Genomic DNA, 25156 nt, shown 5'->3' on the forward strand with positions numbered 1-25156 from the left:
AAGGGGAACGAGAATGACACTGGACCTTGCTGCTTTTGCGAGAGACAAAGGCATCAAATATTTCATGATCAGCTATACCGACCTGTTCGGCGGCCAACGCGCCAAGCTGGTCCCCGCGGAATCCATCGCCGACATGCAGAAGGATGGCGCCGGTTTTGCGGGCTTTGCAACCTGGCTCGATCTGACGCCGGCCCATCCGGACCTGTTTGCGGTTCCCGATGCTTCCTCCGTCATCCAATTGCCCTGGAAGAAAGACGTCGCATGGGTCGCCGCCGACTGCGTCATGGACGAACGGCCTGTCGAACAGGCGCCGCGTGTCGTGCTGAGAAGACTGGTGGCTGAAGCTGCGAAGGAAGGGCTGCGGGTGAAGACCGGCGTGGAGCCCGAGTTCTTTCTCATCTCTGCTGATGGTTCGGTGATTTCAGACCAGTTCGATACCGCCGAGAAGCCTTGCTACGACCAGCAGGCCGTGATGCGTCGGTACGATGTCATCGCCGAGATCTGCGACTATATGCTGGAACTCGGCTGGAAGCCCTATCAGAACGACCACGAGGATGCGAACGGCCAGTTCGAGATGAACTGGGAATATGACGATGTCCTGCAGACCGCCGACAAGCATTCCTTCTTCAAGTTCATGGTCAAGTCGGTCGCCGAAAAGCACGGCCTTCGCGCCACCTTCATGCCGAAGCCCTTCAAGGGCCTGACCGGCAACGGGTGCCATGCGCACATCTCGGTCTGGGACGTCGATGGCAGGGTAAACGCCTTTGCGGACAAGGAAATGGCCTTTGGGCTCTCGGCCCAGGGGAAAACCTTCCTCGGCGGCATCATGAAGCATGCCTCCGCGCTGGCCGCGATCACCAATCCGACGGTCAATTCCTACAAGCGCATCAACGCGCCGCGCACGACCTCGGGCGCGACATGGTCGCCGAACACAGTGACATGGACGGGCAACAACCGCACTCACATGGTGCGCGTGCCGGGACCGGGGCGCTTCGAGCTGCGCCTGCCGGACGGCGCGGTCAATCCATACCTCCTACAGGCGATCATCATCGCGGCCGGCCTCGACGGCATCCGCAGCCAGGCCGACCCCGGCCAGCACTACGATATCGATATGTATGCCGAGGGCCACCTGGTGAAGGACGCGCCGCGCCTACCGCTCAACCTGCTCGATGCGCTGCGCGCCTTTGATGCCGACGAAGGCTTGAAGGCGGCAATCGGGGCTGAGTTTTCCTCTGCCTATCTCAAGCTCAAGCACCTGGAATGGAATGCCTACTGCTCGCATTTCACCCAGTGGGAACGCGACAGCACGCTCGACATCTGAGCAGCCGGACCGACGTCTTCGCCATGCCGGGTTGGACAGCTCGGCATGACCGGACTCTTGTACCTGAAAGGGCGAAGGAAGAGACAGCATGAAGAGCTTCATACTAACCGTATCCTGCAAGTCGACGCGCGGCATCGTTGCGGCGATTTCGAGCTATCTGGCGGAGAAGGGCTGCAACATCATCGACTCCAGCCAGTTCGACGATCTCGATACCGGCAGGTTCTTCATGCGCGTCAGCTTCATTTCCGAGGAGGGTCTGTCCGGCTCGGCGATCAGCGCTGATTTCGCTGCCGTCGCCGCGCCCTTCGAGATGGATTACGAATTCCACGATAGTGAGAGCCGCATGAAGGTGCTGCTGATGGTGTCGCGCTTCGGCCATTGTCTCAACGACCTGCTCTACCGCTGGAAGATCGGCGCCCTGCCGATCGACATTGTCGGCGTCGTCTCCAACCATTTCGATTACCAGAAGGTGGTCGTCAATCATGACATCCCCTTCCATCACATCAAGGTGACCAAGGAGAACAAGCCGCAGGCCGAAGCCCAGCTCGTCGATCTCGTCGAGCAGACCGGCACCGAGCTGATCGTGCTCGCCCGCTACATGCAGGTCCTCTCCGACCAGCTCTGCAAGCAGATGTCGGGCAGGATCATCAATATTCACCACTCCTTCCTGCCGAGCTTCAAGGGTGCCAACCCCTACAAGCAGGCCTACAGCCGAGGCGTCAAGCTGATCGGCGCGACCGCCCATTACGTGACCGCCGACCTCGACGAAGGCCCGATCATCGAGCAGGACACCGCGCGCATCACCCATGCGCAGTCACCCGACGACTATGTCTCGATCGGCCGCGACGTCGAAAGCCAGGTGCTGGCGCGCGCCATCCACGCCCATATCCATCACCGCACCTTCATCAACGGCAACCGCACCGTCGTCTTCCCGGCCAGCCCCGGAAGCTACGCCTCCGAACGCATGGGCTGAGAGATGGTCGAGGTCATCGACGGCAACCTTGTTGCTGCATCGGTCATTCAGACGGTGAAGAGCACGGCGGCGGCGCTGGAAAAGATGAGCGGCGTCACCATAGGCCTTGCGGTCATCATCGTCGGCGACGATCCGGCAAGCCACGCCTATGTCGGTTCGAAGAGCCGCATGGCCAAGGAATGCGGCTTCAAGTCCGTTCAGCACACGCTGCCGGCCGAGACGAAGCAGGAGGAGCTGGCGGCCCTCGTTGCCACGCTGAATGCCGACCCGTCGATCCACGGCATCCTGGTGCAATTGCCCTTGCCGAAGCCGCTCGACAGCGAACCGATCATCCAGTCGATCCTGCCGGAAAAGGATGTCGACGGCCTGAGCGTCGTCAATGCCGGCAAGCTTGCCACCGGCGATCTGAAGACCGGGCTCGTCTCCTGCACGCCGGCCGGCGCCATGGTCTTCGTCCGCCGCACCCATGGCGAGGATCTGTCCGGCCTCAACGCCGTCGTCATCGGCCGCTCCAACCTGTTCGGCAAGCCGATGGCGCAATTGCTGCTCAACGCCAATGCGACGGTGACGATCGCCCATTCGAGGACGAAGAACCTCGCCGAGGTCTGCCGCAATGCCGATATTCTGGTCGCCGCCGTCGGGCGGCCGGAAATGGTCAAGGCCGATTGGGTCAAGCCGGGCGCGACCGTGATCGACGTCGGCATCAATCGCGTGCCGGCTCCTGAGAAGGGCGAGGGCAAGACCCGGCTCGTCGGCGACGTTGCCTTCGCTGAAGTCTCAGAAGTCGCCAGCACCATCACCCCGGTTCCCGGCGGCGTCGGCCCGATGACCATCGCCATGCTGATGGCCAACACCGTCATCGCCGCTCATCGGGCTGCCGGACAGGTGCCGCCGAAGTTTTGAGTGGAATGCCGCCTGGCGGGCTTGCCATGGCGCGAAAGATTTATATAGTCAGGAAACAAATATTCCGTAGAGGAAATAAGAGGGAACGGAAATGGCTCTATCATGGCGTTTCTCCGCCTTGGCGGATCGGCATCGCGCTCTGGGATCGAAGCTCGAAGACTGGAGCGGTATGGGAACCGCCTGGACCTACGAGAAGGACATGTCGGAAGAACATGTCGCGGTCCGCACCAAGGCCGGCATCATGGATGTCTCGGGACTGAAGAAGGTGCATCTGGTCGGCCCGCACGCCATCGCCGTCCTCGACTACATCACCACCCGCGACCTGACGAAGATCTATCCCGGCCGCTCGGTTTACGCGACCATGCTGAACGACCGCGGCCACTTCACCGACGATTGCATCGTCTATCGCACCGGCCCGAATTCCTGGATGCTGGTGCATGGCTCCGGCTCCGGCCACGAGGAAGTCGTCAAGCAGGCGGCGGGCCGCAATTGCGCGGTGCTCTTCGACGACGACCTGCATGACCTGTCGCTTCAGGGTCCGCTTGCGGTCGACTACCTCGCCAAATATGTGCCCGGCATCCGCGACCTCAAATATTTCCACCACATGCAGACGACGCTGTTCGGCGCACCCGTGATGATTTCGCGCACCGGCTATACCGGCGAACGCGGCTACGAGATCTTCGTACGCGGCCAGGACGCCGTCATGGTCTGGGACAGGATCGTCTGGGAAGGCAAGGAGATGGGCATCATCCCCTGCTGCTTCTCGGTCCTCGACATGCTGCGCGTTGAAAGCTACCTGCTGTTCTACCCCTACGACAATTCACAAATGTATCCCTTCGCCGACCAGCCGCCCGGCGACAGTCTCTGGGAACTCGGCCTTGACTTCACCGTCAGCCCCGGCAAGACGGGCTTCCGCGGCGCCGAGGAACACGCTCGTCTCAAGGGCAAGGAGCGCTTCAAGATCTTCGGCATGCTGATCGATGCCGACGGACCGGCTGACCTCGGCGACGAGGTCTTTGCCGACGGCAAAAAGGTCGGCGTCATCACCTGCCCGAGCTATTCGTCGCTGACGAAGAAATCCATGGCGATCGCCCGCCTCGACGTTGACAAAGCGGTGCACGGGACGAACCTCGAAGTCCGCGGCAAGACCGTCAGGGCAGGCGCCACCGCCCACACGCTCCCCTTCGACGATCCGGAGAAGAAGAAGAGGACTGCCGTAGGTTAAGGAGCACGCCAATGCTCGTTGCAGGCATCAAGAGCCGACCAGTCTATTCAGGCCTGACCATCCAGCCGCGCGCCCGGCGGCACATTTTCGCGCTCGAAGGGGAGGGCGCCAAGGCTCTCCTCGATCAGCAGCCCGCGCTTGACGAGACCGTTCTTTCCCGCAGCGAGATTCTCTATGTCGCCCGCGGCTCCCATGGAACCGGCCTCGGCGAGGCGTTGCGCCGCCTCGGTGCCGACATGTTTTTCACGGCGCCGACCATCGCGACACTGCTCTTCCGGTTGAAAGGCTCGCTCGCCACCGCCCATATGGGCACCCGGCTTTATCTCTCGGGCACGGAAGGCTTCATCGGCCAGGCGATGCTCGTGGCGCTCGACTACGGCATGGACCACGCCTCCATCATCACCGAGCATCGCGGCTCGCTGGCCAGGCGGGTGCAATGTGTCCATTGCAAGGGCATCACAGACGACGTTACCACCAGCCCCTTCGCCTGCAGTCATTGCGGACTCTCGCTTCTGGTGCGCGATCATTATTCCCGGCGGCTCGCCGCCTTCCAGGGCGTCAATATCGACGCGGAAGAGCCCGGCAGCGGGCCCGATCCGGAGGAGTTGTTTCTTTGAGCGGTGGCACTGAAATTCCCGTCCGCGTGGCGCGGATCACGCCGATCGCCGAGCGCGTCAAGCGTTTCCGCTTCGAACGCCTCGATGGCAAGCCGATGCCCTATTTTTCCGGCGGCGCCCATATCATCGTCTCGATGAACGACGGCGGCCATACGCGCCGCAATGCCTATTCGCTGATGTCGCCGCCGCATGATTGCGCGGCCTATGAGATCAGCGTGCTGCATGTCGAGGATTCACGCGGCGGCTCCACCTTCATGCATGAGAAGGTCAGCGAAGGCGACGAGCTGAAGGTCAGCTATCCCGTCAACCTCTTCCAGCCCGACTGGCGCGGGCGCAAGCATCTTCTGATCGCCGGCGGCATCGGCATTACCCCCTTCATCGCGATGATGGAGCAGTTTACCCGCGAAGGTGCCAATTTCGAACTGCATTACGCCATCCGCACGCGCGACCGCGGCGCCTACTGGCGGGAACTCCTGGAGCGCTACGGTCCCCATCGCATCAAGATCTATTGCGACGCCGAGGGGGGCTCCATCCCATTGACGCGCCTGCTCGACTGTCAGCCGCTCGGCACACATCTCTATGTCTGCGGCCCCTCCGGCATGATCGATGGCGTGATGAAAGCGGGGCTCGACGCCGGCTGGCCGGAGCAGAACCTGCATTCGGAACGGTTCCTGTCGTCGCTGCCTGGCAAGCCTTTCACGATGGAGCTGATCCGTTCCGGCAAGACCGTGAAGGTCGGCCATCATGAAAGCATGCTGGAGGCAATCGAGGCGGCGGGCGTCGACGCGCCCTTCCTCTGTCGCGGCGGCGCCTGCGGTCAATGCGAGACCGGTGTCGTCACCTGCGACGGCAAACTGCTGCACAACGACGTCTATCTGACGAACGAAGAAAAGGCATCCGGCAGCAAGGTGATGATCTGTGTTTCCCGCTTCGAGGGCAACACGCTGCATCTTGATCTCTGACGGCATCGGAAAAGGAGACCGGACATGGCAATCGCCTTCAAGCAAGAAACATTCCGGGACGATTTCAGTTATCGGAACAGCCCCGGAAACATCCGCCGTTTCCCGTTTCCGTTCGACCGCGACGAATACATGTATTCGGTCAACATGGAGCCGCATGTGCGCGGCCGGGCGGGCACCGTCTACGAAAACCTGATTGATGTTGACGAGCATTACGTCGCCGAGATGCACGATCGGGCGCTGGTGCTGAAGGAAGATCCGCTGCGCTATCAGGCGCTGCCGCATATGATGAGCGCGCAATGGGACACGCTCGAACTTTTGATGGAAGAGCAGGCGGCGGGTTACCCCGATCACTTCACATTGATCCGCAACGGCGACCAGTGGCGCTGGATCAACCGGCCGCTCGGGATAGACGACAGCTTCACCTTCGGCGATGCTTCGACGCTGCCCTATGAGCCCTTCGAATATATCACCCGCCAGGCCCAGGGCGATTTCTGCATCGTCGATCAGCGCGACGGCAATCTGTGGATGGATGCCGGCATGGTGACGACGCAGGCCGACTGGTCGCTCGATTTCGATATCGGCATGAATTTCATGGAGTGGCATGGGCCGGTGCCGCTCGCCCATCAGATCGGCGTCTTCGACCGAGCACTGAAATTCCTCCTGAACCTGCAGCAGGGCAAGCCGACACGACGTTTCAACTGGACGATGACAATTAATCCGCGGCTCGACACCAGCCCCGAAAATTATCACAAATGGGGCCCCGACCGCACGACGGTGACGCCGGACAATGTCGGCGAGAAAGTGCATCTGCGGGTCGAGCTGCAAAGCCTCTGGCGTCTGCCGCGCTCCAACGCCATCCTCTTCGTCATCCGCTGCTACCTGATGAACATGGAAGAGCTCGTCACCGTGCCGAAATGGGCGCGGCGGTTCCCGCGGGTGCTGAAGACGCTGCCGCCGGAACTGATCGACTACAAGGGGCTCACCCGTTACCGCGAGACGACGATCGACTGGCTTTCCAAATATGACGACGGGGCTCCGACCAGCCCCGGTATTTATCCGGACTGACAGAAATGCCGTAAGACTTTGAATTTCTGGATAATTTTATTTTCTTCGATTCAGTTCGAGGGGTTATCCAGGAGACGATGCCATATCATCAAGAGGGGAATGCTTCATGACAAGAGTAGCCGTCATCGGTGCCGGTCCTTCCGGGCTTGCGCAACTGCGCGCCTTTCAATCGGCTGCCCAGAAGGGCGCCGAAATCCCGGAGATCGTCTGCTTCGAAAAGCAGTCGGACTGGGGCGGGCTCTGGAACTATACATGGCGCACCGGCCTCGACGAATATGGCGAACCGGTCCATGGCAGCATGTATCGCTACCTCTGGTCGAACGGTCCGAAGGAATGCCTCGAATTCGCCGATTATTCCTTCGAGGAACATTTCGGCAAGCCGATCGCCTCCTACCCGCCGCGCGCTGTGCTCTGGGACTATATCAAGGGCCGCGTCGAGAAAGCGAATGTCCGCCACTGGGTGCGCTTCAGCACGCCGGTGCGCATGGTCCGCTTCGATGAGGCCACGAAGAAATTCACGGTGACGGCGCATAACCGGATCGAGGACCGGATGTATGACGAGGAATTCGATTATGTCGTCGTTGCGACCGGTCACTTCTCGACGCCGAATGTGCCCTATTTCGAGGGCGTGAAGACCTTTAACGGCCGCGTCCTGCACGCCCATGATTTCCGCGACGCGCTTGAATTCAAGGGCAAGGACATTCTGATCGTCGGCCGCAGCTATTCGGCCGAAGATATCGGTTCCCAATGCTGGAAATACGGCGCGAAATCAGTGACGACGAGCTATCGCTCGAAGCCGATGGGCTTCAAATGGCCGGAGAATTTCGAAGAGCGGCCGCTGCTGACCAAGCTCGAAAACCGCACGGCGCATTTCCTCGACGGCTCGACCAAGGAGGTCGATGCCCTGATCCTCTGCACCGGATACCAGCACCATTTTCCCTTCCTGCCCGACGATCTCCGGCTGAAGACGGCCAACCGACTGTGGGCCGACAGCCTCTACAAGGGCGTGATCTTCGACAAGAATCCGCAGCTGTTCTATATCGGCATGCAGGACCAGTTCTATACCTTCAACATGTTCGACGTGCAGGCCTGGTGGGCGCGCGACGTGATGATGGGCCGCATCACCCTGCCGCCGGAAGAAGAGCTGAAGGCGAATTTCGACATGTGGCGGGCCCGCGAGGAGACGCTCGAGGATGCCGAGCAGATGATCTGGTATCAGGGCGACTATGTGAAGGAACTGCTCGCCGAGACCGATTATCCCTCCTTCGACATCGAAGGCACCAACCGGACCTTCATGGAGTGGGAACATCACAAGGCCGAGAACATCATGGGCTTCCGCGACCATGCCTACCGCTCGCTGATGACCGGCAACATGTCGCCGACGCATCACACGCCTTGGGTCGAGGCGCTCGACGATTCCATGGAGGAATATCTGCGCAACTGACGGTGGGCCTCCATTGTGGGAGGAGGGTATCCATGCACTCTCCGCCCGCATTATGACCCGGTCCTTTACGCATCTCGCGCAAAATATGCAGCGGTTTTGCGATCACCGGATGCGTTGACACAACGAGACGGCATCAATCGCTTTGCAATCTTCTCTTCGGATGTGGCCTTCATGGATTTTCAAACGAGCATTCTCGGGCGCATGAACGGTTTTCTCTACCGCTGCCGCGCCGACGAAAACTACACGATGCTCGAGATGACCAACGGCATCGAGCGCATTTTCGGTTACCCCGCCGACGAGATCATCGGCAATCGCGCGCGGACCTTCACCTCGATCATGTACGAGGAAGACGTGCCTTTGATGGACGAGGTGGTCGGGCAGGCGCTTGAGCAGCGGACGGACTGGACGATGGAATACCGCATCCGCCACGCCAAGGGCCATCTCACCTGGGTGACCGAAACCGGTGGCGGCATCTGGGACGAGAAGGGCGAGCTTCTCTATCTCGAGGGCAGCATCATCAATATCGAATCGCTTTATCAGCGAATCGACGAACAGACCGCCGACATGCGCGTCACCGCCTCGAAGACCAACGAGATCCTGCAGTCGCTGCGCTACCTCAAGCTGCTCGCCGTCAATGCCGGTATCGAGGCGGCCCGTGCCGGCACGGCAGGGTCAGGCTTTGCCGTGCTTGCAGCCGAGATGCGCACCCTCGCCAACTCCTCGGAGGAGGCCGCACGCGCCATTTCCAACGCGCAACGCAAGCCAGAAGGCTGAGCGCTACGCGAGCAGCGGCAGATTCGCGGCTCACGTCGATAGCCCGCATTGTTAACCGTCCCGCGCGAACTGCAATATCGTGGTTTTCCAATGATTTGCAGAAATCCTGCGGGTGAAGAACCTCATCGCATTATCGGTAATGTTAGGGCCGCGTTAACTTTTTGTTAACCATACTAGCGGTAGACATGGTCAACGATTTCTTCACACAGATGACCAAAGTGCTAACAGACGCTCGCTCTATCCGAATCAAGGGCCGCTCTTTCCTGGCGGTCATGCTGTCCCCGGACCTGCCGATCGATGATTGGTTGACCAGATTGGACGATCTGGCTGCCCGTTCGGCCGGCTTCTTCCTGGGGCGGCCTGTCGTTCTCGATTTGACGGACCTGCAAATCGACCGGCCGCAGCTGAAGGACCTCATCGCCGAACTTGCCAAGCGCAATGTTAGCATCATGGGTATCGAGGGCGCGCGCCCTTCGATCCTCGGCGCGGGCATGCCTCCGGCACTGAAAGGCGGCCGCTCCGCTTCCGACATCGAGGTTCAGGCGAACGAGCCTGCCGATCCGGTGGCCAAGCCAACAGCGACCGAGACCCGCCCGGTAACGACAACGCAATCCATCGTCATCAGGGAACCGGTGCGCTCGGGGCAGTCGGTGATCTTCCCGGAAGGCGACGTCACCATCGTCGGCTCGGTCGCCTCGGGCGCGGAAGTGATCGCCGGCGGCTCCGTCCATATCTACGGCGCGTTGCGCGGCCGGGCCATGGCAGGCTCCATCGGAAACGCATCGGCGCGGATCTTTTGCCGCAAGCTCGAGGCCGAGCTGGTGGCGATCGACGGCATCTACAAAATGGCGGAAGACATGGCCCCCAATCTTCGCGGACAGGCTGTCCAGCTCTGGCTCGAAGAGGACGCGATCATGGCGGAAAAACTGATCTGACTCGGCTGCGGCCACGACAAAGGAGAGAGAAATGGGGAAAGTGATCGTCGTCACGTCAGGCAAGGGCGGGGTCGGAAAGACGACCTCGACCGCCGCATTGGGAGCGGCGCTGGCGCAACGCAATGAAAAGGTCGTCGTCGTCGATTTCGACGTCGGCTTGCGCAATCTCGACCTCGTGATGGGCGCAGAGCGGAGGGTCGTCTACGACCTGATCAACGTCATCCAGGGCGACGCCAAGCTCACCCAGGCGCTGATCCGCGACAAGCGGCTGGAGACGCTGTTCCTGCTGCCGGCCTCTCAAACCCGCGACAAGGACAATCTGACGGCCGAGGGTGTCGAGCGCGTCATCAACGATCTGAAGCGCTACTTCGACTGGATCATCTGCGACAGCCCCGCCGGGATCGAGCGCGGCGCGACACTTGCCATGCGCCATGCCGATGTCGCCGTGGTCGTCACCAATCCGGAAGTCTCGTCTGTACGCGATTCAGACCGGATCATCGGCCTGCTCGACGCCAAGACCGCCAAGGCCGAACGCGGCGAGCGGATGGAAAAGCATCTGCTGCTCACCCGCTATGACGCCAACCGCGCCGAACGCGGCGACATGTTGAAGGTCGACGACGTCCTCGAGATCCTCTCCATCCCGCTCCTCGGCATCGTGCCGGAGAGCATGGATGTGCTGCGCGCCTCCAACATCGGTGCGCCGGTCACGCTGGCGGAAAGCCGCAGCGCGGCTGCGATGGCTTATTTCGATGCCGCGCGCCGGCTCGCCGGCGAAACCTTGCCGATCACGATCCCCGAGGAAAAGCGCAATCTATTCGGCAAGATCTTCGGACGGAGGGCAGCATGAATATCTTCCGTCTTTTCAACAAGCAGAGAACGGCACCCGCCGCCCGCGAACGCTTGCAGGTGCTCCTTGCGCACGAACGCTCATCGGCAGGATCGGACCTTGTTTCGCTGCTGCGCGAGGAAATCCTTGCGGTCATAGCAAAACATGTCGAGCTCGACCACGACAAGGTGCAGGTGACGATCGACCGCAACGAGTTTGTCTCCACTCTTGAGATCGACGTCGAAATCCCGCTGAACGCAGCCGTACAGGCCGCTTGAGGGCAATATCCGGGGGACGACGGACGGAACCGATCGTCGTCTCCCGAACACGAAGTGGGTTACGATCGCGGGCGCGTCTTCTGCGGATCGTAATGCGAAAGCGGCACGATCGTCGCCGGCAAACGCTTCTGGTGGCCGTCGAGCTTGCCGATCTCGACCTCGGTGCCCGGGCTCGCATGCATCACGTCTATGCGGGCGAGCGCGATCGTCTTGCCGAGAACAGGCGAGCGCGTGGCGCTGGTGACGACGCCGATCTGGGCCCGGCCGATATGGACGCAATCGCCATGGCCGACCGCCTCGTTCGCCTGGATATCAAGGCCGACGAGCAGATGGCGCGGATGTTCCTTGCGCCGGATCAGCGCCTCGCGGCCGATGAAATCGTCCTGTTTGGATTTCAGCGGCACGGTAAAGCCGATGCCGGCCTCGAACGGATCCGTCTGGTCGGTGAATTCGTGGTGGGCAAAGATCAGGCCCGCCTCGATGCGGACCATGTCGAGTGCCTCCAGCCCCATCGGCTTCAGCCCGTGCGGTTGGCCTGCCTCCCAGACGGCATCGAACACCCCCAGCGCATCCTTCGGATGACAGAAGATCTCGTAGCCGAGCTCGCCGGTATAGCCCGTGCGCGAGATCACGACCGGCGCCCCCTCGAAGCCGCCGATGCGGCCGACGGTGAAGCGGAACCATTCGAGCTCGCCGATCGCGGGCTGGCGCGGCGCCGTCCAGATAATCTCCTTCAGGATGTCGCGGCTCCGCGGCCCTTGCAGCGCGATATTGTGCAACTGATCGGTCGATGAGCGAACCCAGGCCTTGAAACCCTTCTTCTCGGCCTGCTGACGCAGCCATATGCCGCTGAAATCATCGCCGCCGATCCAGCGGAAGTTCTTGTCGCCGAGTCTGAAGAGGGTGCCGTCGTCGATCATGCCGCCGTTTTCGTAGCACATCGCGGAATAGACGACCTGGCCGGTCGAGAGTTTTCGCACGTCGCGCGTCAGGCAGTATTGCAGCAGTTCCTCGGCGTCCGGACCCGTCACTTCGAACTTCCGCAAGGGCGAGAGATCGATGACGGCGGCGCGCTCGCGGCAGGCCCAGTATTCCTCGACCGGTCCTTCGGACGAGAAGCGGTTCGGCAACCAGTAGCCGCGATATTCCGTATAGTCTCGCGTCAACGCCGAAAGGCGGGGATGGAAGGCGGTTTCGCGCGTCAGTTCGGCTTCGGCATCTGGGGTCATGCGATAGGCTACCGCTCGTGAGAATTTCTCTTTTCCGGAAAAGGTGCGGACGTGGATATCCGTCGGATCCCAGCCGTTCGCCGCATCGATATCGTCAGGGCAGGACGATGAGACGCAGACGAGATCCGTCAGCGCACGCATCAGCACGTAATCGCCGGGACGCGACCAGGGCTCGTCGAGATAGAGCTGGTTGTTGTGGTCGATATTGGTATTGTAGAAATAGTTCAGCGCTTCCCAGCCCTTGCGCCCGGCAATGCCATAAGGCGCCAGCGCCGCGTTGAAATTGTCCGTGCAGTTGACGTGGCCGGGATAACCCATGTCGTCGTAATAGCGTGAATTGCAGGCAGTCGCGAAAGCGTCGTGGCGGCCGACCGTATCCTGGACGATCTCGACCAGCGGCTCGAAGTCGCGGTCGAAAGCCTTGGACGGCAGGCCGGGCGTGGGATAGCTGCGGCCGAGCAGCGTGCGGGTGACGGTCGAATCGAGCGCGAGATCGAGGCCCTTGTCGACCTTGCGGGCGGCAAAGGCCTGGAAATCGGTGCACTGGCGCCCATAGACGTCGATGATCTGAATGAATTCGCCGGCGCGCACGAAATAGGCGGCTGCGCTCGCCGCCCGGATGCGGATATCCTCGATCGGATCGGCCGCCGGCTCCGGCAGGGCGGAGGCATAGTCGCGGACCAGCAGGCTGCGCTTGATCCGGATCTCGATCGGCGTCGCCGTGTCCTGCGCCTCCGGCGACATGGCGCCGGCGGGTGCCGCAACGATCAGCAGACCCTTCACGGCAATCGTGAACTCCGCCCGGCTGCCCGGCGTCGATCCTGCCCCGAAGACGCGGAGCGCGCCGGCCGCTGCGAGATCGGCGCCGCGCCGCTGAAGTGCCGCGCGCGTGCGGGCAGCACTCTCATCCTCCGCCTGAAGAATGGCCTTCAAGCCCTCGGCTGAATTGCTGAATGCCGTTCCGAGACCGGCTGCCTGGAAGCGCCCTTTTTCGTCAAGGAAGGAGAGCTCACAAATCTGCCCGCCTTCGCTGTCGATGACGCTCACGCGGTCGCCCGGCTCCACGCGCACGACGACCGATCCGCCACCCTTTGCCCGGTAGCGTTCACTGCCCGCCGGCAGGGCGGGAATACCGGGGTAATGGACGAGGCTCGGAACGATCGTTCGGGGGCCCGGCATGACAGGATGAAGTTCTCGCATTCTACCCTCATGGGGGATCGGCATGCCCTTCAGCATACGCCCATACAGGTTACAAAATGCCTATGGAAAGTAAAGTCATATTGACTAAAAAGAAAATATCTTCACTATGCATCAAGAGTTCAGGCTCGGAGAATCCGTCGGGAGCGCGGATCGCCAAAATCATCCGAGCGCGCTCGAGACCGTCAGGGAGACACGTTCAGGGAGACGTACAGAGATACGTCCGGAACAATCGAATGGGGAATTTCGCCGATGACAGATATTGTGGAGGCCGGAATTGCATCCGGCACCGAAGGTAAGCTTATACGCGCGCTCGACTGGAAGGGCGCATTCTGGGTGGCCGCGGGCGTGCCGCCGCTCGTTCTCTTCTCCATCGGCGGCATCGCAGGCACGACGGGCAAGCTCGCCTTCGTCGTCTGGATCATCTCGATGGTGATGGGTTTCCTGCAATCCTTCACCTATGCCGAGATCGCCGGCATGTTCGGCAACAAATCCGGCGGGGCCTCCGTCTACGGCGCCACCGCCTGGCTGCGCTATTCGAAATTCATCGCGCCGCTGTCGGTCTGGTGCAACTGGTTTGCCTGGTCGCCGGTGCTTTCACTCGGCTGTGCCATCGCCGCCGGCTACATTCTCAATGCATTTTTCCCGATTCCGGCAGCCGATTCGCAAATGGTCCTCGACTGGATCGCCGCGCATGCCGCTTCCGTCACGGCCGACAGCCCCCGCGTCGCCGAATATATCGCAGCCCACGCCGGCACGACGCCTGACGATGCCGTCAAGGCGCTGCTCGGCGCCGACGGTGCTGCCGCTCTGACGCCGGCGATCCGCAACTGGTCGCTGGCAAGCTTCAGCATTCCCTACCTCGCCACCGCCAACATCAACGCCACCTTCTTCATCGGCGGCATCCTGATGCTGATCATCTTCGCGATCCAGCATCGCGGCATCTCGGAAACGGCTAGCGTGCAGAAATGGCTGGCGATCATCGTGCTGGTGCCGCTGCTGATCATCGGCCTTTATCCGATCGTCAGCGGCCAGATCGTTTCCGCAAATGTCACCGGCCTCGTCCCGCCGACGGCGGCCTATGCCGCCAGCGACGGCAGCTGGAGCAATGGCGGCTGGACGCTGTTTCTCGGCGGCCTGTATATCGCCGCCTGGTCGACCTACGGCTTCGAGACGGCGGTCTGCTACACCCGCGAACTGAAGAATCCGAAGACAGACACCTTCAAGGCGATCTTCTATTCCGGCCTGGCCTGCTGCCTGTTCTTCTTCCTGGTGCCCTTCGCCTTCCAGGGCGTACTCGGCCACGCCGGCATGCTGGCCCCCGGCATCGTCGATGGCACGGGCGTTGCCGAAGCGCTTGGCGGCCTGATCGGCGCCGGCCGGGTGATCACCCAACTGCTCGTGATATTGATGATCCTGGCGCTCTTCCTCGCCATCATGACGGCAATGGCCGGTTCCTCACGTACGCTCTATCAGGGTTCGAAAGACGGCTGGCTGCCGAAATATCTCGACCACGCCAACGAGCATGGCGCCCCGACACGGGCGATGTGGACCGATTTCGCCTTCAATCTCTTCCTTCTGGCGATCGCATCGGACGTCGGCGGCTACTTCTTCGTACTCGCCGTCTCGAATGTCGGCTACATCATCTTCAACTTCCTGAACCTCAATTCCGGCTGGATCCACCGGGTGGATTCCGGCCATATCGAACGGCCCTGGAAGGCGCCGAGCTGGCTGATCGGCCTCAACACCGTGCTCGCCTTCGTCAACGCGCTCTTCCTCGGCGCCGGCGCCAAGGTCTGGGGTTATTCCAACGCACTCTGGGTCGGATTCATCTTCGCCGCACTGATCCTGCCCGTCTTCGCCTATCGCCACTATGTGCGCGACGGCGGCAAGTTCCCGGCCGGCGCGATGGAGGATCTCGGCCTCATCGGCCAGGATCTCGGCGTCAGGAAAGCCGGCATGCTCCCTTATCTTGCACTTGTCGGCGGCCTCGCGATCGTACTGATCGCCAACTGGTTCTTCCAGCTCCCGGCTTGAATAGCCTCCCAAGCAGAAAAGCCGCAAGCCGCCATGGAAACATGGCGGCTTTTTCATGCCCTGATTCTGGGATTTGATCTGGATGAGGGTTGACCTAGTAGGGGGCAAACCATTCCACCACCGTCAAACAATGGTCTCGCCGCCGTCGACGACGAGAATCTGACCGGTCATGTAGGACGAACGGTCCGAGACCAGGAAGAGAATGGGCTCGGCGATTTCGGAAACATCGGCCCAGCGTCCGAGCGGCACCTTCTCAGCGACATAGGCCTCGATCGCGCCACGGCCGCCCATCTGGGCGATGAAGGGTTCGTTGAACGGCGTATCCACCCAGCCCGGGCAGAGCGCGTTGACGCGGATGCCGAACCTGGCGTAGTCGCCGGCCATCTGCCGGGTCATCGCGATGACCGCATGTTTCGTCGTCGTATAGGCGATCATCTCGCGATCGTAGAGTACGCCCGACGAGGAAGAGGTGTTGAGGATGACGCCGCGGCCCGCCTTCTTCATCAGCGGCATGACGAAGCGGGCCGCCATGAAATGCGCTCGGACATTCAGGCTCCAGGACCTGTCGAAACCCTCGACAGCCACCTGTTCCAGATCGCCCGCCACCTGTGCGCCGGCATGATTGTGGAGGATGTCGATTCGGCCATGACGTTCGGCGACCGCAGCGATGCCCGCTTCGAGCGCCCTGTCGTCGGTGACGTCGAGAACTAGGCACTCAGCCCTGCCGCCGGCGGCCTCAATCCGGTCGACGGTTTCGGCGGCACTGGCGGCATTCAGGTCGGCCACGACGACGAAAGCACCTTCTCCTGCCATGATCAGCGCGCCGGCCTGGCCGATGCCCGAGCCCGCTCCGGTGATGATCGCGACGCGATTTTCAAGAATCATTGGTGTTTCCCGTTCAGTTTGTTGTTTTCTCGCGCATCAGAAAGCGCGCGATGAGGATCAGTCCCAGCGATGCGACAAGCACCATCGTGGCGATGGCGTTGATCTCCGGCGTCACGCCACGACGGATCGAGGCGAAGACATAGATCGGCAGTGTCGTGTTCGAACCTGCGACGAAAAAGGCGATGATGAAATCGTCGAAGGAGAAGGTGAAGGCGAGCAGGAACCCGGCCAGGATTGACGGCAGGATCTGCGGCAGCACAATCTGGCGAAAAGTGGTGAAAGGCGTGGCGTAAAGGTCGCTCGACGCTTCGACGATGTCACGGCCGAGGCTGGCGATGCGTGCTTTGACGATCATTGTCACCAGCGCCATGGTGAAGAGGCCGTGGGCGGCGATGATCGAGCCATAGCCGAGTGATAGCTTCGGCGCCTGTTCGCCTGGCCAGACGGCGGCGATCAGCGGATTGACGAAGCCGAAGACCTCGACCAGCGCCACCAGCGTCGCAATGCCGATGACGACGCCGGGAACGACGATCGCCGCAGCGAACAGCCCGTCGAAGACCGCTCGCGCCCGGGCGCCGAGCCGCTCCATGCCGATCGCCGCCATCGTGCCGAAAATGGCCGCCAGCCCGGCACTGGTAAAGGCGATGGTCAGGCTGTTCTGCAGCGCTTCCATCAGGAAAGTGTTCGCAATCGCCCTGCCATACCATTGCGTCGAGAAGCCGGTGAAATCGCTGGCATTACGGCCGGCATTAAAGGAGAACAGCACGACAAGCGCGATCGGCGTGTAGAGGAACAGGTAGACTGCGGTGACCAGCGCGCGCATCAGACGAGATCCACTTGGCGGGTACCGGCAACACGCCAGGCGATGCGCATGGCGATCAACAGCACGATGACGACGACAACGACGAGAGTGACAGCGATTGCAGAGCCGAACGGCCAGTTGCGCGACTGCAGGAAGAGATCGACCAGCGCATTGCCGATGAAGAAGACTTTGCCGCCGCCAAGCAACTGCGGGATCAAATATTCGCCGAGCAGCAGGATGGTGACGAGGGCGATGCCGGTCATCACACCCGGAAGCGACAGAGGCAGCGTAATGCCGAAAAAGGTCGAAAGCGGCCGCGCGCCGAGATCGGCGGAGGCCTCCAGAAGGCGGCGGTCGAGCTTTTCGAGGCTGACATAGATCGGCATGATCATAAGCGGCAGGTAGCCGTAGACGATGCCGAGCAGCACGGCGCCCGGTGTGTTCAGCAGCCTGACGTCTTCGATGCCGACCATCTCCAAGAGATGCGGAATGCCGCGCGCGCCCAAGATGTACATCCAGGCGTAGGTGCGCACGAGAAGGCTCGTCCAGAAGGGCACGACGACGAGGGAGACCAGCAGCAGCCGGTATTTGGCGCTCGCCTTGACGGCCAGGTAATAAGCAACCGGATAGGCGACGAGCAGGCAGGCGAAGGCGCCGATCGGCGCAAGAATCAGCGTGTTCTTGAAGGCTGCGGCGCGCGAGCCTAGATTGGCAAACTGCGCAAAGGTAAAAGCCGCCTGATAACCACCTTCTGGCGCCCGCTCTCCGAAGGCAAAGACGATGATGGCGATGAAGGGCAGCACCAAGAACACGAACAGCCAGATGCTGGCCGGACCGACAAGAGCCGCGGTGACAAGGCGCCGATTTGTGGCAGGAGTAAAAGGCATCGAAAGGTTCTTTATCCGCCGATTCTAAGCACGAGACCGGCCCCTCGCGCCAAGGCGGCGGGGCCGGAGTTGGGCACGGCGATCAAGCCGACTTGAAACGCGCCATCAGCTCCGCCCGGCCGGGATCGGTCAACGTCACCGCCGCGCCGAATTCCAGCGGCGTCAATGAGGCCTCGTCCGGATAGACGATCTTGTTCGCGGTGATCTCCTTCGGCAGCAGTGCGATGACCCGGCTGTCGGTCGTCGGTGCGCCGTTGGCGACGTGCTCCTTGACGGCATTGGCCGGATCCATGAGGTAGTTGAGCAGCGCGTAACCCGCCGCCTTATTCGGCGCGTCCTTCGGGATGGCGTAATAGTCGGTCCAGATCTCACCGCCGTCGGTGCCGAGCACATAGGCGATCTCGGGAACGTCACGGTTGAGCTGCGCCCCGTCATTGGTCCAGCACATGGTGAGCCAGGCGTCGGTGGCGCGCATGGCCGGTTGGTAGTCGCTGTTGATGGCGAAAAGATGCGGTTTGACTTTAATCAGCAGTTCCTCGGCTTTTGCGAGTTCGTCTGCCTTGATCGAATTAAAATCGTAGCCGAGCGACACCAGCGCGCTGCCGATCGTCGTTAACTGATAGTCGTGCACCATGGCGCGGCCGTCGGCTTCAGTCTGGGCGATATCAAAGAAATCCTTCCAGCTCGAAAGCTTGGTCTTGATCTTCGCTGTGTTGACCGAGAACCCGGTGGTACCCCAGTTCTTCGGCACCGCGTAGGTCTTGCCGTCGATCATGCCTTCCCTGGTGAAGCGCGGATTTTCCGTCGCCGGGCTGAAATTCGGGATCTTGGAGAGATCGAGTTCGTCGATCAGGCCGAGCTTGTGGTGGGTGGAGATCGTGTAGTTGGTCGGCACGAAGAGCGACCAGCCGGAGGCGCCCGCCTGGAGCTTGGCCAGCATTTCCTCGTTAGAGCCGAAGACGTTGACCTCGACGGCAACGCCGGTCGCCGCCTTGAAATTCTCGAAGGTCGCAGGGTCGTGATAATTGGGCCAGGTGGCGATCGACATCTGGGTACCGAGGTCCTCGGCGTAAGCGGGCGTCGACAGCGCACCGGGGAAACGCGACAGCACGGCGGTCGCAAGTCCGAGGCCGGTGACGCCGAGGAAGTGGCGGCGGCTGACGGAGCCGCGTTTCAGGCGCATGAACTCGTCCATGAAGCCTTCAGGGGTAATAGGCAGATGATCCTTGTAGTCCTTGCTCATGATGCTGTTCCCTTGTTCTGGTTTTTGCATTCGATGCTGAAGAAACTTGGGGCGAAGAAGCCTCGCCTGGAAAAATGTGGGCCATATCGGGATCGAAGCTGAGGAAGACCGCTTCACCTGGCTCGACCAGATCGCTCTCATTCATGCCGCGCCGGTCGGCGGTGACGAGGAAATCGCCGAGACCTGGAACAGTCACGGCATATTCGGCCGAGGAGCCGAGGAAGATGCGGTGCGTGACCGTCCCGGCAAAGGACGTGCTGCCGACCGCAGCCCGCGTAAGCCGGATTGCCTCGGGACGGATCGCAACGATGACGTCGCCCATCGTAAGGCCAGGGCGGGCGATGGCTGCAAGCGCCGAACCGTCGCCAAGGCGCAGCGTGCCACCGGCTTCCAGCGTCGCATCGATCCGGTTGGTCTTGCCGACGAAATCGGCGACGAAAAGATCGGCCGGGCGGTCATAGACCTCTTGCGGCGTGCCGAGCTGACGAATGCGGCCGGCGCTCATGACGCAGACGACGTCCGCCATCGACAGCGCTTCTTCCTGATCGTGGGTGACGAGCACGAAGGTGATGCCGAGCTCGCGCTGCAGCGTCTGCAATTCGATCTGCATGGCCGAGCGCAGTTTCTTGTCGAGCGCGGCCAGCGGCTCGTCAAGCAGCAGTACCGAAGGCCGGTTGACGATCGCGCGCGCCAGCGCCACCCGCTGCTGTTGGCCGCCGGACATCTCGTGGATGCGCCGCTTGGCGAACCCGCCGAGACGCACCATCTCGAGCGCCTCTGCCGCGCGGCGATTGATCTCGGCCTCCGCAAGCCTTGGTCGCATCTGCCGCAAGCCATAGGCGACGTTCTGTTCGACGTTGAAATGCGGAAACAGAGCATAATGCTGGAAGACCATGTTGACGGGGCGGCGATAGGCCGGAACGCCGTTCATCTGCCGCCCGTTGATCAGCACGGAGCCCTCGCTCGGCTGCTCGAAGCCGCCGATCATGCGCAGACACGTGGTCTTGCCACAGCCGGACGGGCCGAGCAGAGCGAGGAAAGCGCCCTTCGGTACATTCAGGTTTATGTCGGTCACGGCGGTCACCGCGCCATAATTCTTGGTGACCGAACGGAATTCGATATCGTTCGTCGAAGCGGATGCCACGCGTCTGTTCCCTGCGGTTGGTTGGGATGGGCAGTCTAGCGCTGCCTTTTTGCCACCGTCGTTGGACAAAGAGTAAGCCCGGGCCCTCGGCGCGGTATATACCCCGAAAGAGGTATTCTGCCTCACATCTCTTCGTGGAAGGTGTATATGAAACTCAGAGTATTCCTGCAGAGCGGTTTTGGGGAGGCTATCGATGAGCATCGATCTCGAGGCGCTGTTTCAGGCTTTCGACGTCACCGTCGGAAAGGCCGCCATGGCGGATGCGGAGTTTGGAGAGACGTTCCGCCGGATGATGGCGGCGCTGGTGCGCTTCGATTATGTCGTGGTTTTTGCCTATCGCGGCAAGGAGCGACCGATCGATCTCTATAGCACCTTCGATCCAGACGAAAACGTCGTTTTCGTCACCCTCTATCAGGTCGGTCCCTACCTGCTCGATCCATTTTACCATACCGCCCGCGCACGCCGTCCGGGGGTCTTCCGCATGCGCGAACTCGCGCCCGACCGCTTCTTCTCCAGCGAATATTACCGGAGCTACTATGTCCAGACGGGACTTGCCGAGGAGATCGGCTTCTTCGTGACACTCGACGACGACATCACCGTCGTGCTGTCGCTGATGCGCCGGGAAAAGACCGGCCCGTTTCCACCGGCTGAATTCGCGCTTCTGAAAAAGGCCGAACCTTTGGTGGCGAGCCTTGTCCGGCATTTCTGGCCGGGGCTCGGCGTCCGCTTCGACGCGCAACGCGATGCCGGCTTGAGAAAGGGGAGGAAAAGCGGTGCGGCGGCGCAGGCGCTGCAGCCGGCCGACACTGTCTGGCGTGACCTCAAGTTGACGAGCCGCGAAACCGCGATCGTCGATCTGGTATTGCAGGGACATTCCTCGGAATCGATCGGCCTCAGGCTCAACATCTCGACGGGCACGGTGAAGGTCCATCGCCGCAACGTCTACCGCAAGCTCGGCATTTCCTCGCAGACGCAGCTTTTATCGATCTACCTGAAGACAATCGGCAGCACGGGCAACCGACCAGCAGCCCAAAGCACGAGTCGATAAGGCTCGGCCCGGACGGCCTGTCCGCTTCGGCATGAAGCAGACAGGCTTCGTTCAGTTGCGGCCGGAAGCTTCAGCGGCCGCCTTCGATCTTGCGGTGTCGCTGGTTGGTGCCGCCCTTGCCGTAGGGATAGTCCATCGGTTGAGGGGCGCTCACCTCATTGAGCTTCGCCATCTCCTCCTGTGATAGCTCGACCTTCATGGCTCCGAGATTGTCGGCGAGCTGTTCGGAGGTGCGGGCGCCGAGAATGACCGAGGTGACGGCCGGTTGTGCCGCAGTCCAGGCGAGCGCCACCTGCGCCATGCTGATGCCGCGGGCTTTGGCGATCTCCTCGACCGCGCCAATGATCGCCCACGTGCGTTCCTGCGCGTTGCGCGGCGCATAGGATTCGCTGCCGCGGTTGGGGTTCTCGCCGAGGCGGGTTGCGCCGGTCGGCATCTCGTCGCGCTTGTATTTGCCGGTCAGCCAGCCGCCGCCGAGCGGCGACCAGGGCAAGAGGCCCATGCCGGCATCCTGGCAGGCCGCGACGATTTCGAGTTCGATGTCGCGCGCCAGCAGGCTGTATTGCGGCTGCAGCGTCACCGGACGCGTATAGCCCCGCGCCTTGGCGATCTCCGAAGCCTTGGCGATGTGCCAGCCGACATAGTTGGAGAAGCCGTAATAGCCGATCTTGCCTGACGACACCGCATCGTCGAGGAAACGCAGCGTCTCCTCGATCGGCGTCAGCGCGTCCCAGGCATGCATCTGGTAGAGGTCGATCTGCTCAAGGCCGAGGCGGCGCAGCGAATCGTCGAGCGCCTGCCCGAGATGGCGGCGCGACAGCCCGATATCGTTCGGACCGTTGCCCATCGGAAAACGCCCCTTGGTGGCGACGATCGCCTGGCGGGCCTCGGTCGGGCGCGCCTTCAGCCAGCGTCCGATGATCTCCTCCGACTTGCCGGCGCTATAGACGTCGGCGGTATCGATGAAGTTGCCGCCCCAGGCGAAATAATCGTCGAGCAGCTTGTGCGAAGCGGCCTCGTCGGCCTCCGCGCCGAAGGTCATGGTGCCCAGGCAATAGGCGGTGACGACGGTCCCGCTCGGACCGAGCTTGCGATAATCCATTTCTTCCTCCTCATGCGGACGCCCGCAGCCGACGCGCAAACGCTCGTGGGTAGAAGCCGGGGCTCCCGCAATCCAATGACAATATCGTGCTTGAAGCGGCCTCTGCCGCCAAATGAGGTATAGCGTCCCAGGCTTGGGTAGCGCGGGGCGAGGGCAGAATAACCAATCCCGCCCGTGCTACAAGTGGGAAAAAATATTCCCGCCTGCCGTCGCAGCCGGCAGCGGTTATCGATTTCTCGAAAACGAGCCAGAGATTCGATCGGCAGCGGCGACACCGGTCTCATAGGCGCCGTGCGCCGTCGAATAACGCGCGCGGGAACAGGCTTCGCCGGCGAAGAAAATCCGCTCGTCATGCGGTGCGGCGAGGACCGCGCGCAGATCGGAGGCGCCCGGTTCGGCATAGGAATAGGAACCGCCGATATGAGGCGTCGCGGCCCAGGCCGAAATCGCCGCGACCGACAACTGCTTGCGGATATCAGCGCCGAATTGTGCCGCCAATTCATCCGCCGCGAAAGAAAAGGCAGCTTCCTCCCCCGCCCGCTCCAGATCATGCGCGAGATCGCCGGCAAAATAGGCCTCGACGACGGCAGCGCCGAATGGCCGAAGCTGGTAGGTGCCGGTCGCGGCGCGACGGGTCGAGCCGAGCATATGTGTATCCGCCGGCAGCGCCTGCGCATCGGCGAGGCTGAGGAAGAGCTTATCGGCAAGCCCCAGCGGCAGACGTGCGGCCGCCTCGTTCTTCTCCCGCAGAGGAGGGTCGAATACGATCCTTTCGGCAGCAAGCACGTTGGTCGAAACGGTCACAAGCACGGCGCGCGCCCGGAGCACGCCTTGATCAGTCGCGATGCCGATATGGTCGGCACCACGGTGCTCGATACGTCTGACTTCGACGCCAAGCCTTGCCGGAATCGGCCGGCCATAGAGGGATAGTAGGGTTCCATAGCCTTCGCGCACCCGCCAGTCCGGGCCGGGGCCGGGGTCGTATCTATTGTAGTCGACGATCGAAGACTGCTCCAGTTCTGCGCCGGTGATGTAAGTGCCGATCGCCCGGATCTGGCCGTTCCAATGATTGCCGGGCTCGAGCTTTGCGGCCAAATCGGTGTCTTTGCCTTCATGGCTTTCGAGGCGTTCGAAGTAGGTGCCGATCGCCCCCTGCGCGTCATGAACATCCTGGGCATTCCCCAGAAGCTGCCGTCCGCCATTCCAGGGGGCTGGGCTGCGGTCGACCGCCAAACCGACTTCGCTGGCTATTTCCGTCCAGGCATTGGTCCGCGCGCCATGCAGCCAGCCGCAGCCGAGGTCGAGCCCGACATCAGCGTCGCCCGGCAACCCGACTGTCCAGGCTCTGCCGCCGAGTCGATCTCCGGCTTCGAGCAGGAGGATGGAAAGATCAGGGCGGATTGCCTGCAGACGGCGGCCGGCGGCAATGCCCGCGGCGCCGGCGCCGATGATGATGACGTCCTGGTCGGCTTTCTTGCTGGTGTCACCGTGCATGCATTCTCCTTCGGCCGCTCATCGTGCATACCGCTTTAATCGACAAAGAGCTTGGGAGGAAAGCTGGAGGTCTCGCCCTCGTGCAGCAGCGTGACAGACTGTCGCAATGTTGGACCGCTTCATAGGTGAGATCAACAGCCAATGTGAAGGTTCCATGTCACGTCTCGATAAACGACGCTTTCTTCTCGCCTGGCTTCGCGCACCTCTGCGCATCGCCTCGATCACGCCGTCAGGTACCCGTCTTGCGAGCCTGATGACCAAGGAAATTTCTCCCGCCGCCGGGCCGGTTCTCGAACTCGGCCCGGGCACCGGCGTCTTCACCGGAGCGCTTCTCAAGCGAGGAATCGCCGAAAGCGATCTGACGCTTGTCGAATACGAGGCGGATTTCGCCGCGTTGCTCCAAGGCCGCTTCCCCAGCGCCAAAGTCCTGCAGCTTGATGTCCGGGAGATGTGGAGCGGGCCGCTATCGGGGCGCTTTTTCGGTAGCGTTGTCAGCGGACTTCCGCTTCTCTCCATGAAGCCGGACGACGTCTATGCGCTGCTAGAAGGCTGTTTTTCTAACCTTAGGCCGTACGGCGCCTTTTATCAGTTCACCTATGGGCCTAAGTGCCCGGTCCCCGCCGAAATCCTCGACTCCCTCGGTCTCGTCGCCGCGAAAATCGGTCGGACGTTGCGCAACATCCCGCCCGCCGCGGTCTATCGCATCAGCCGCAGATATCAGCCGCTGCTCCAGATCGAGCAGCGCCACGCATCATGACAGGCGCG

The 25156-nt window shown here is 61.8% G+C and carries 23 protein-coding genes; 15 read left to right on the plus strand and 8 right to left on the minus strand.

Features of this window, described 5'->3' with window-relative positions:
* Positions 1-13 precede the first annotated feature (13 nt).
* From glnT to minE, 12 genes are all read left to right on the plus strand, one after another.
* Positions 14-1321 (plus strand): type III glutamate--ammonia ligase, encoded by a 1308-nt coding sequence (gene glnT, locus J0663_RS26870; protein WP_207245835.1) that lies wholly within the window; start codon positions 14-16, stop codon positions 1319-1321.
* A gap of 88 nt (positions 1322-1409) precedes the next feature.
* Positions 1410-2294, plus strand: a complete 885-nt coding sequence (gene purU / locus J0663_RS26875; protein ID WP_207245836.1) for a formyltetrahydrofolate deformylase — start codon at positions 1410-1412, stop codon at positions 2292-2294.
* Positions 2295-2297: 3 nt separating this feature from the next.
* Entirely contained in the window at positions 2298-3197 is a 900-nt protein-coding gene (gene folD / locus J0663_RS26880) for a bifunctional methylenetetrahydrofolate dehydrogenase/methenyltetrahydrofolate cyclohydrolase FolD (RefSeq protein ID WP_207245837.1), read from the plus strand.
* Between the two features lie 91 nt (positions 3198-3288).
* On the plus strand, positions 3289-4422 hold the full coding sequence (locus J0663_RS26885; protein ID WP_207245838.1) for an aminomethyl transferase family protein: 1134 nt from the start codon (positions 3289-3291) through the stop codon (positions 4420-4422).
* Between the two features lie 11 nt (positions 4423-4433).
* Complete coding sequence (locus tag J0663_RS26890) at positions 4434-5039, plus strand: dimethylamine monooxygenase subunit DmmA family protein (RefSeq protein WP_207245839.1); 606 nt, start codon at positions 4434-4436, stop codon at positions 5037-5039.
* Positions 5036-6001, plus strand: a complete 966-nt coding sequence (locus J0663_RS26895) for a PDR/VanB family oxidoreductase (protein WP_207245840.1) — start codon at positions 5036-5038, stop codon at positions 5999-6001. The genes J0663_RS26890 and J0663_RS26895 overlap by 4 nt, the downstream gene beginning before the upstream one ends.
* 24 nt (positions 6002-6025) lie before the next feature.
* On the plus strand, positions 6026-7066 hold the full coding sequence (locus J0663_RS26900; protein ID WP_207245841.1) for a heme-dependent oxidative N-demethylase family protein: 1041 nt from the start codon (positions 6026-6028) through the stop codon (positions 7064-7066).
* 106 nt (positions 7067-7172) lie between these two features.
* Entirely contained in the window at positions 7173-8510 is a 1338-nt protein-coding gene (locus J0663_RS26905) for an NAD(P)-binding domain-containing protein (protein ID WP_207245842.1), read from the plus strand.
* 171 nt (positions 8511-8681) lie between these two features.
* Complete coding sequence (locus J0663_RS26910) at positions 8682-9284, plus strand: methyl-accepting chemotaxis protein (RefSeq protein WP_207245843.1); 603 nt, start codon at positions 8682-8684, stop codon at positions 9282-9284.
* Positions 9285-9493: 209 nt separating this feature from the next.
* A complete protein-coding gene (gene minC, locus J0663_RS26915) occupies positions 9494-10219 on the plus strand; it encodes a septum site-determining protein MinC (protein ID WP_064713342.1) in 726 nt (241 codons plus the stop codon).
* Between the two features lie 31 nt (positions 10220-10250).
* On the plus strand, positions 10251-11066 hold the full coding sequence (minD, locus tag J0663_RS26920; protein ID WP_064684611.1) for a septum site-determining protein MinD: 816 nt from the start codon (positions 10251-10253) through the stop codon (positions 11064-11066).
* Positions 11063-11323 carry a cell division topological specificity factor MinE gene (minE, locus tag J0663_RS26925; protein ID WP_011428260.1) on the plus strand — a complete coding sequence of 87 codons (261 nt, stop codon included), beginning with the start codon at positions 11063-11065 and terminating at the stop codon, positions 11321-11323. The genes minD and minE overlap by 4 nt, the downstream gene beginning before the upstream one ends.
* A 59-nt stretch (positions 11324-11382) precedes the next feature.
* Here minE and J0663_RS26930 read toward each other — a convergent pair whose 3' ends face one another.
* Positions 11383-13752, minus strand: coding sequence for a trimethylamine N-oxide demethylase (locus J0663_RS26930; RefSeq protein ID WP_207245844.1), 2370 nt, complete (start codon positions 13750-13752; stop codon positions 11383-11385).
* A 249-nt stretch (positions 13753-14001) separates the two neighbouring features.
* Here J0663_RS26930 and J0663_RS26935 point away from each other — a divergent pair, with 249 nt between their 5' ends.
* Positions 14002-15786 carry a trimethylamine N-oxide permease gene (locus tag J0663_RS26935; RefSeq protein ID WP_207245845.1) on the plus strand — a complete coding sequence of 595 codons (1785 nt, stop codon included), beginning with the start codon at positions 14002-14004 and terminating at the stop codon, positions 15784-15786.
* A gap of 123 nt (positions 15787-15909) precedes the next feature.
* On the opposite strand, the gene J0663_RS26940 is transcribed toward J0663_RS26935, so the two are convergent.
* From J0663_RS26940 to J0663_RS26960, 5 genes are all read right to left on the minus strand, one after another.
* Positions 15910-16671, minus strand: a complete 762-nt coding sequence (locus J0663_RS26940; protein WP_207245846.1) for an SDR family NAD(P)-dependent oxidoreductase — start codon at positions 16669-16671, stop codon at positions 15910-15912.
* 13 nt (positions 16672-16684) lie between these two features.
* Entirely contained in the window at positions 16685-17494 is an 810-nt protein-coding gene (locus J0663_RS26945) for an ABC transporter permease (RefSeq protein WP_207245847.1), read from the minus strand.
* Positions 17494-18360: an ABC transporter permease gene (locus J0663_RS26950; RefSeq protein WP_207245848.1), complete on the minus strand. Its 867-nt coding sequence runs from the start codon at positions 18358-18360 to the stop codon at positions 17494-17496. The genes J0663_RS26945 and J0663_RS26950 overlap by 1 nt, the downstream gene beginning before the upstream one ends.
* Before the next feature lie 82 nt (positions 18361-18442).
* Positions 18443-19603 carry an ABC transporter substrate-binding protein gene (locus J0663_RS26955; RefSeq protein WP_207245849.1) on the minus strand — a complete coding sequence of 387 codons (1161 nt, stop codon included), beginning with the start codon at positions 19601-19603 and terminating at the stop codon, positions 18443-18445.
* Positions 19563-20747, minus strand: coding sequence for an ABC transporter ATP-binding protein (locus J0663_RS26960; RefSeq protein WP_207245850.1), 1185 nt, complete (start codon positions 20745-20747; stop codon positions 19563-19565). Before J0663_RS26960 ends, J0663_RS26955 begins: the two co-directional genes overlap by 41 nt.
* 193 nt (positions 20748-20940) lie before the next feature.
* Between J0663_RS26960 and J0663_RS26965 the strand changes: the two genes are divergently transcribed.
* Positions 20941-21795 (plus strand): helix-turn-helix transcriptional regulator, encoded by an 855-nt coding sequence (locus J0663_RS26965; RefSeq protein ID WP_207245851.1) that lies wholly within the window; start codon positions 20941-20943, stop codon positions 21793-21795.
* 70 nt (positions 21796-21865) lie between these two features.
* Here J0663_RS26965 and J0663_RS26970 read toward each other — a convergent pair whose 3' ends face one another.
* Together J0663_RS26970 and J0663_RS26975 are read right to left on the minus strand one after the other, a co-directional pair.
* Complete coding sequence (locus J0663_RS26970) at positions 21866-22897, minus strand: aldo/keto reductase (protein ID WP_207245852.1); 1032 nt, start codon at positions 22895-22897, stop codon at positions 21866-21868.
* 225 nt (positions 22898-23122) lie between these two features.
* Positions 23123-24391, minus strand: a complete 1269-nt coding sequence (locus J0663_RS26975) for a flavin monoamine oxidase family protein (protein ID WP_207245853.1) — start codon at positions 24389-24391, stop codon at positions 23123-23125.
* A gap of 154 nt (positions 24392-24545) precedes the next feature.
* On the opposite strand from J0663_RS26975, the gene J0663_RS26980 reads away from it, so the two are divergent.
* Positions 24546-25148, plus strand: coding sequence for a class I SAM-dependent methyltransferase (locus J0663_RS26980; RefSeq protein WP_207245854.1), 603 nt, complete (start codon positions 24546-24548; stop codon positions 25146-25148).
* Positions 25149-25156 lie beyond the last annotated feature (8 nt).

Origin of the sequence: Rhizobium lentis (assembly GCF_017352135.1) — a bacterium.
Lineage (GTDB): Bacteria > Pseudomonadota > Alphaproteobacteria > Rhizobiales > Rhizobiaceae > Rhizobium > Rhizobium lentis.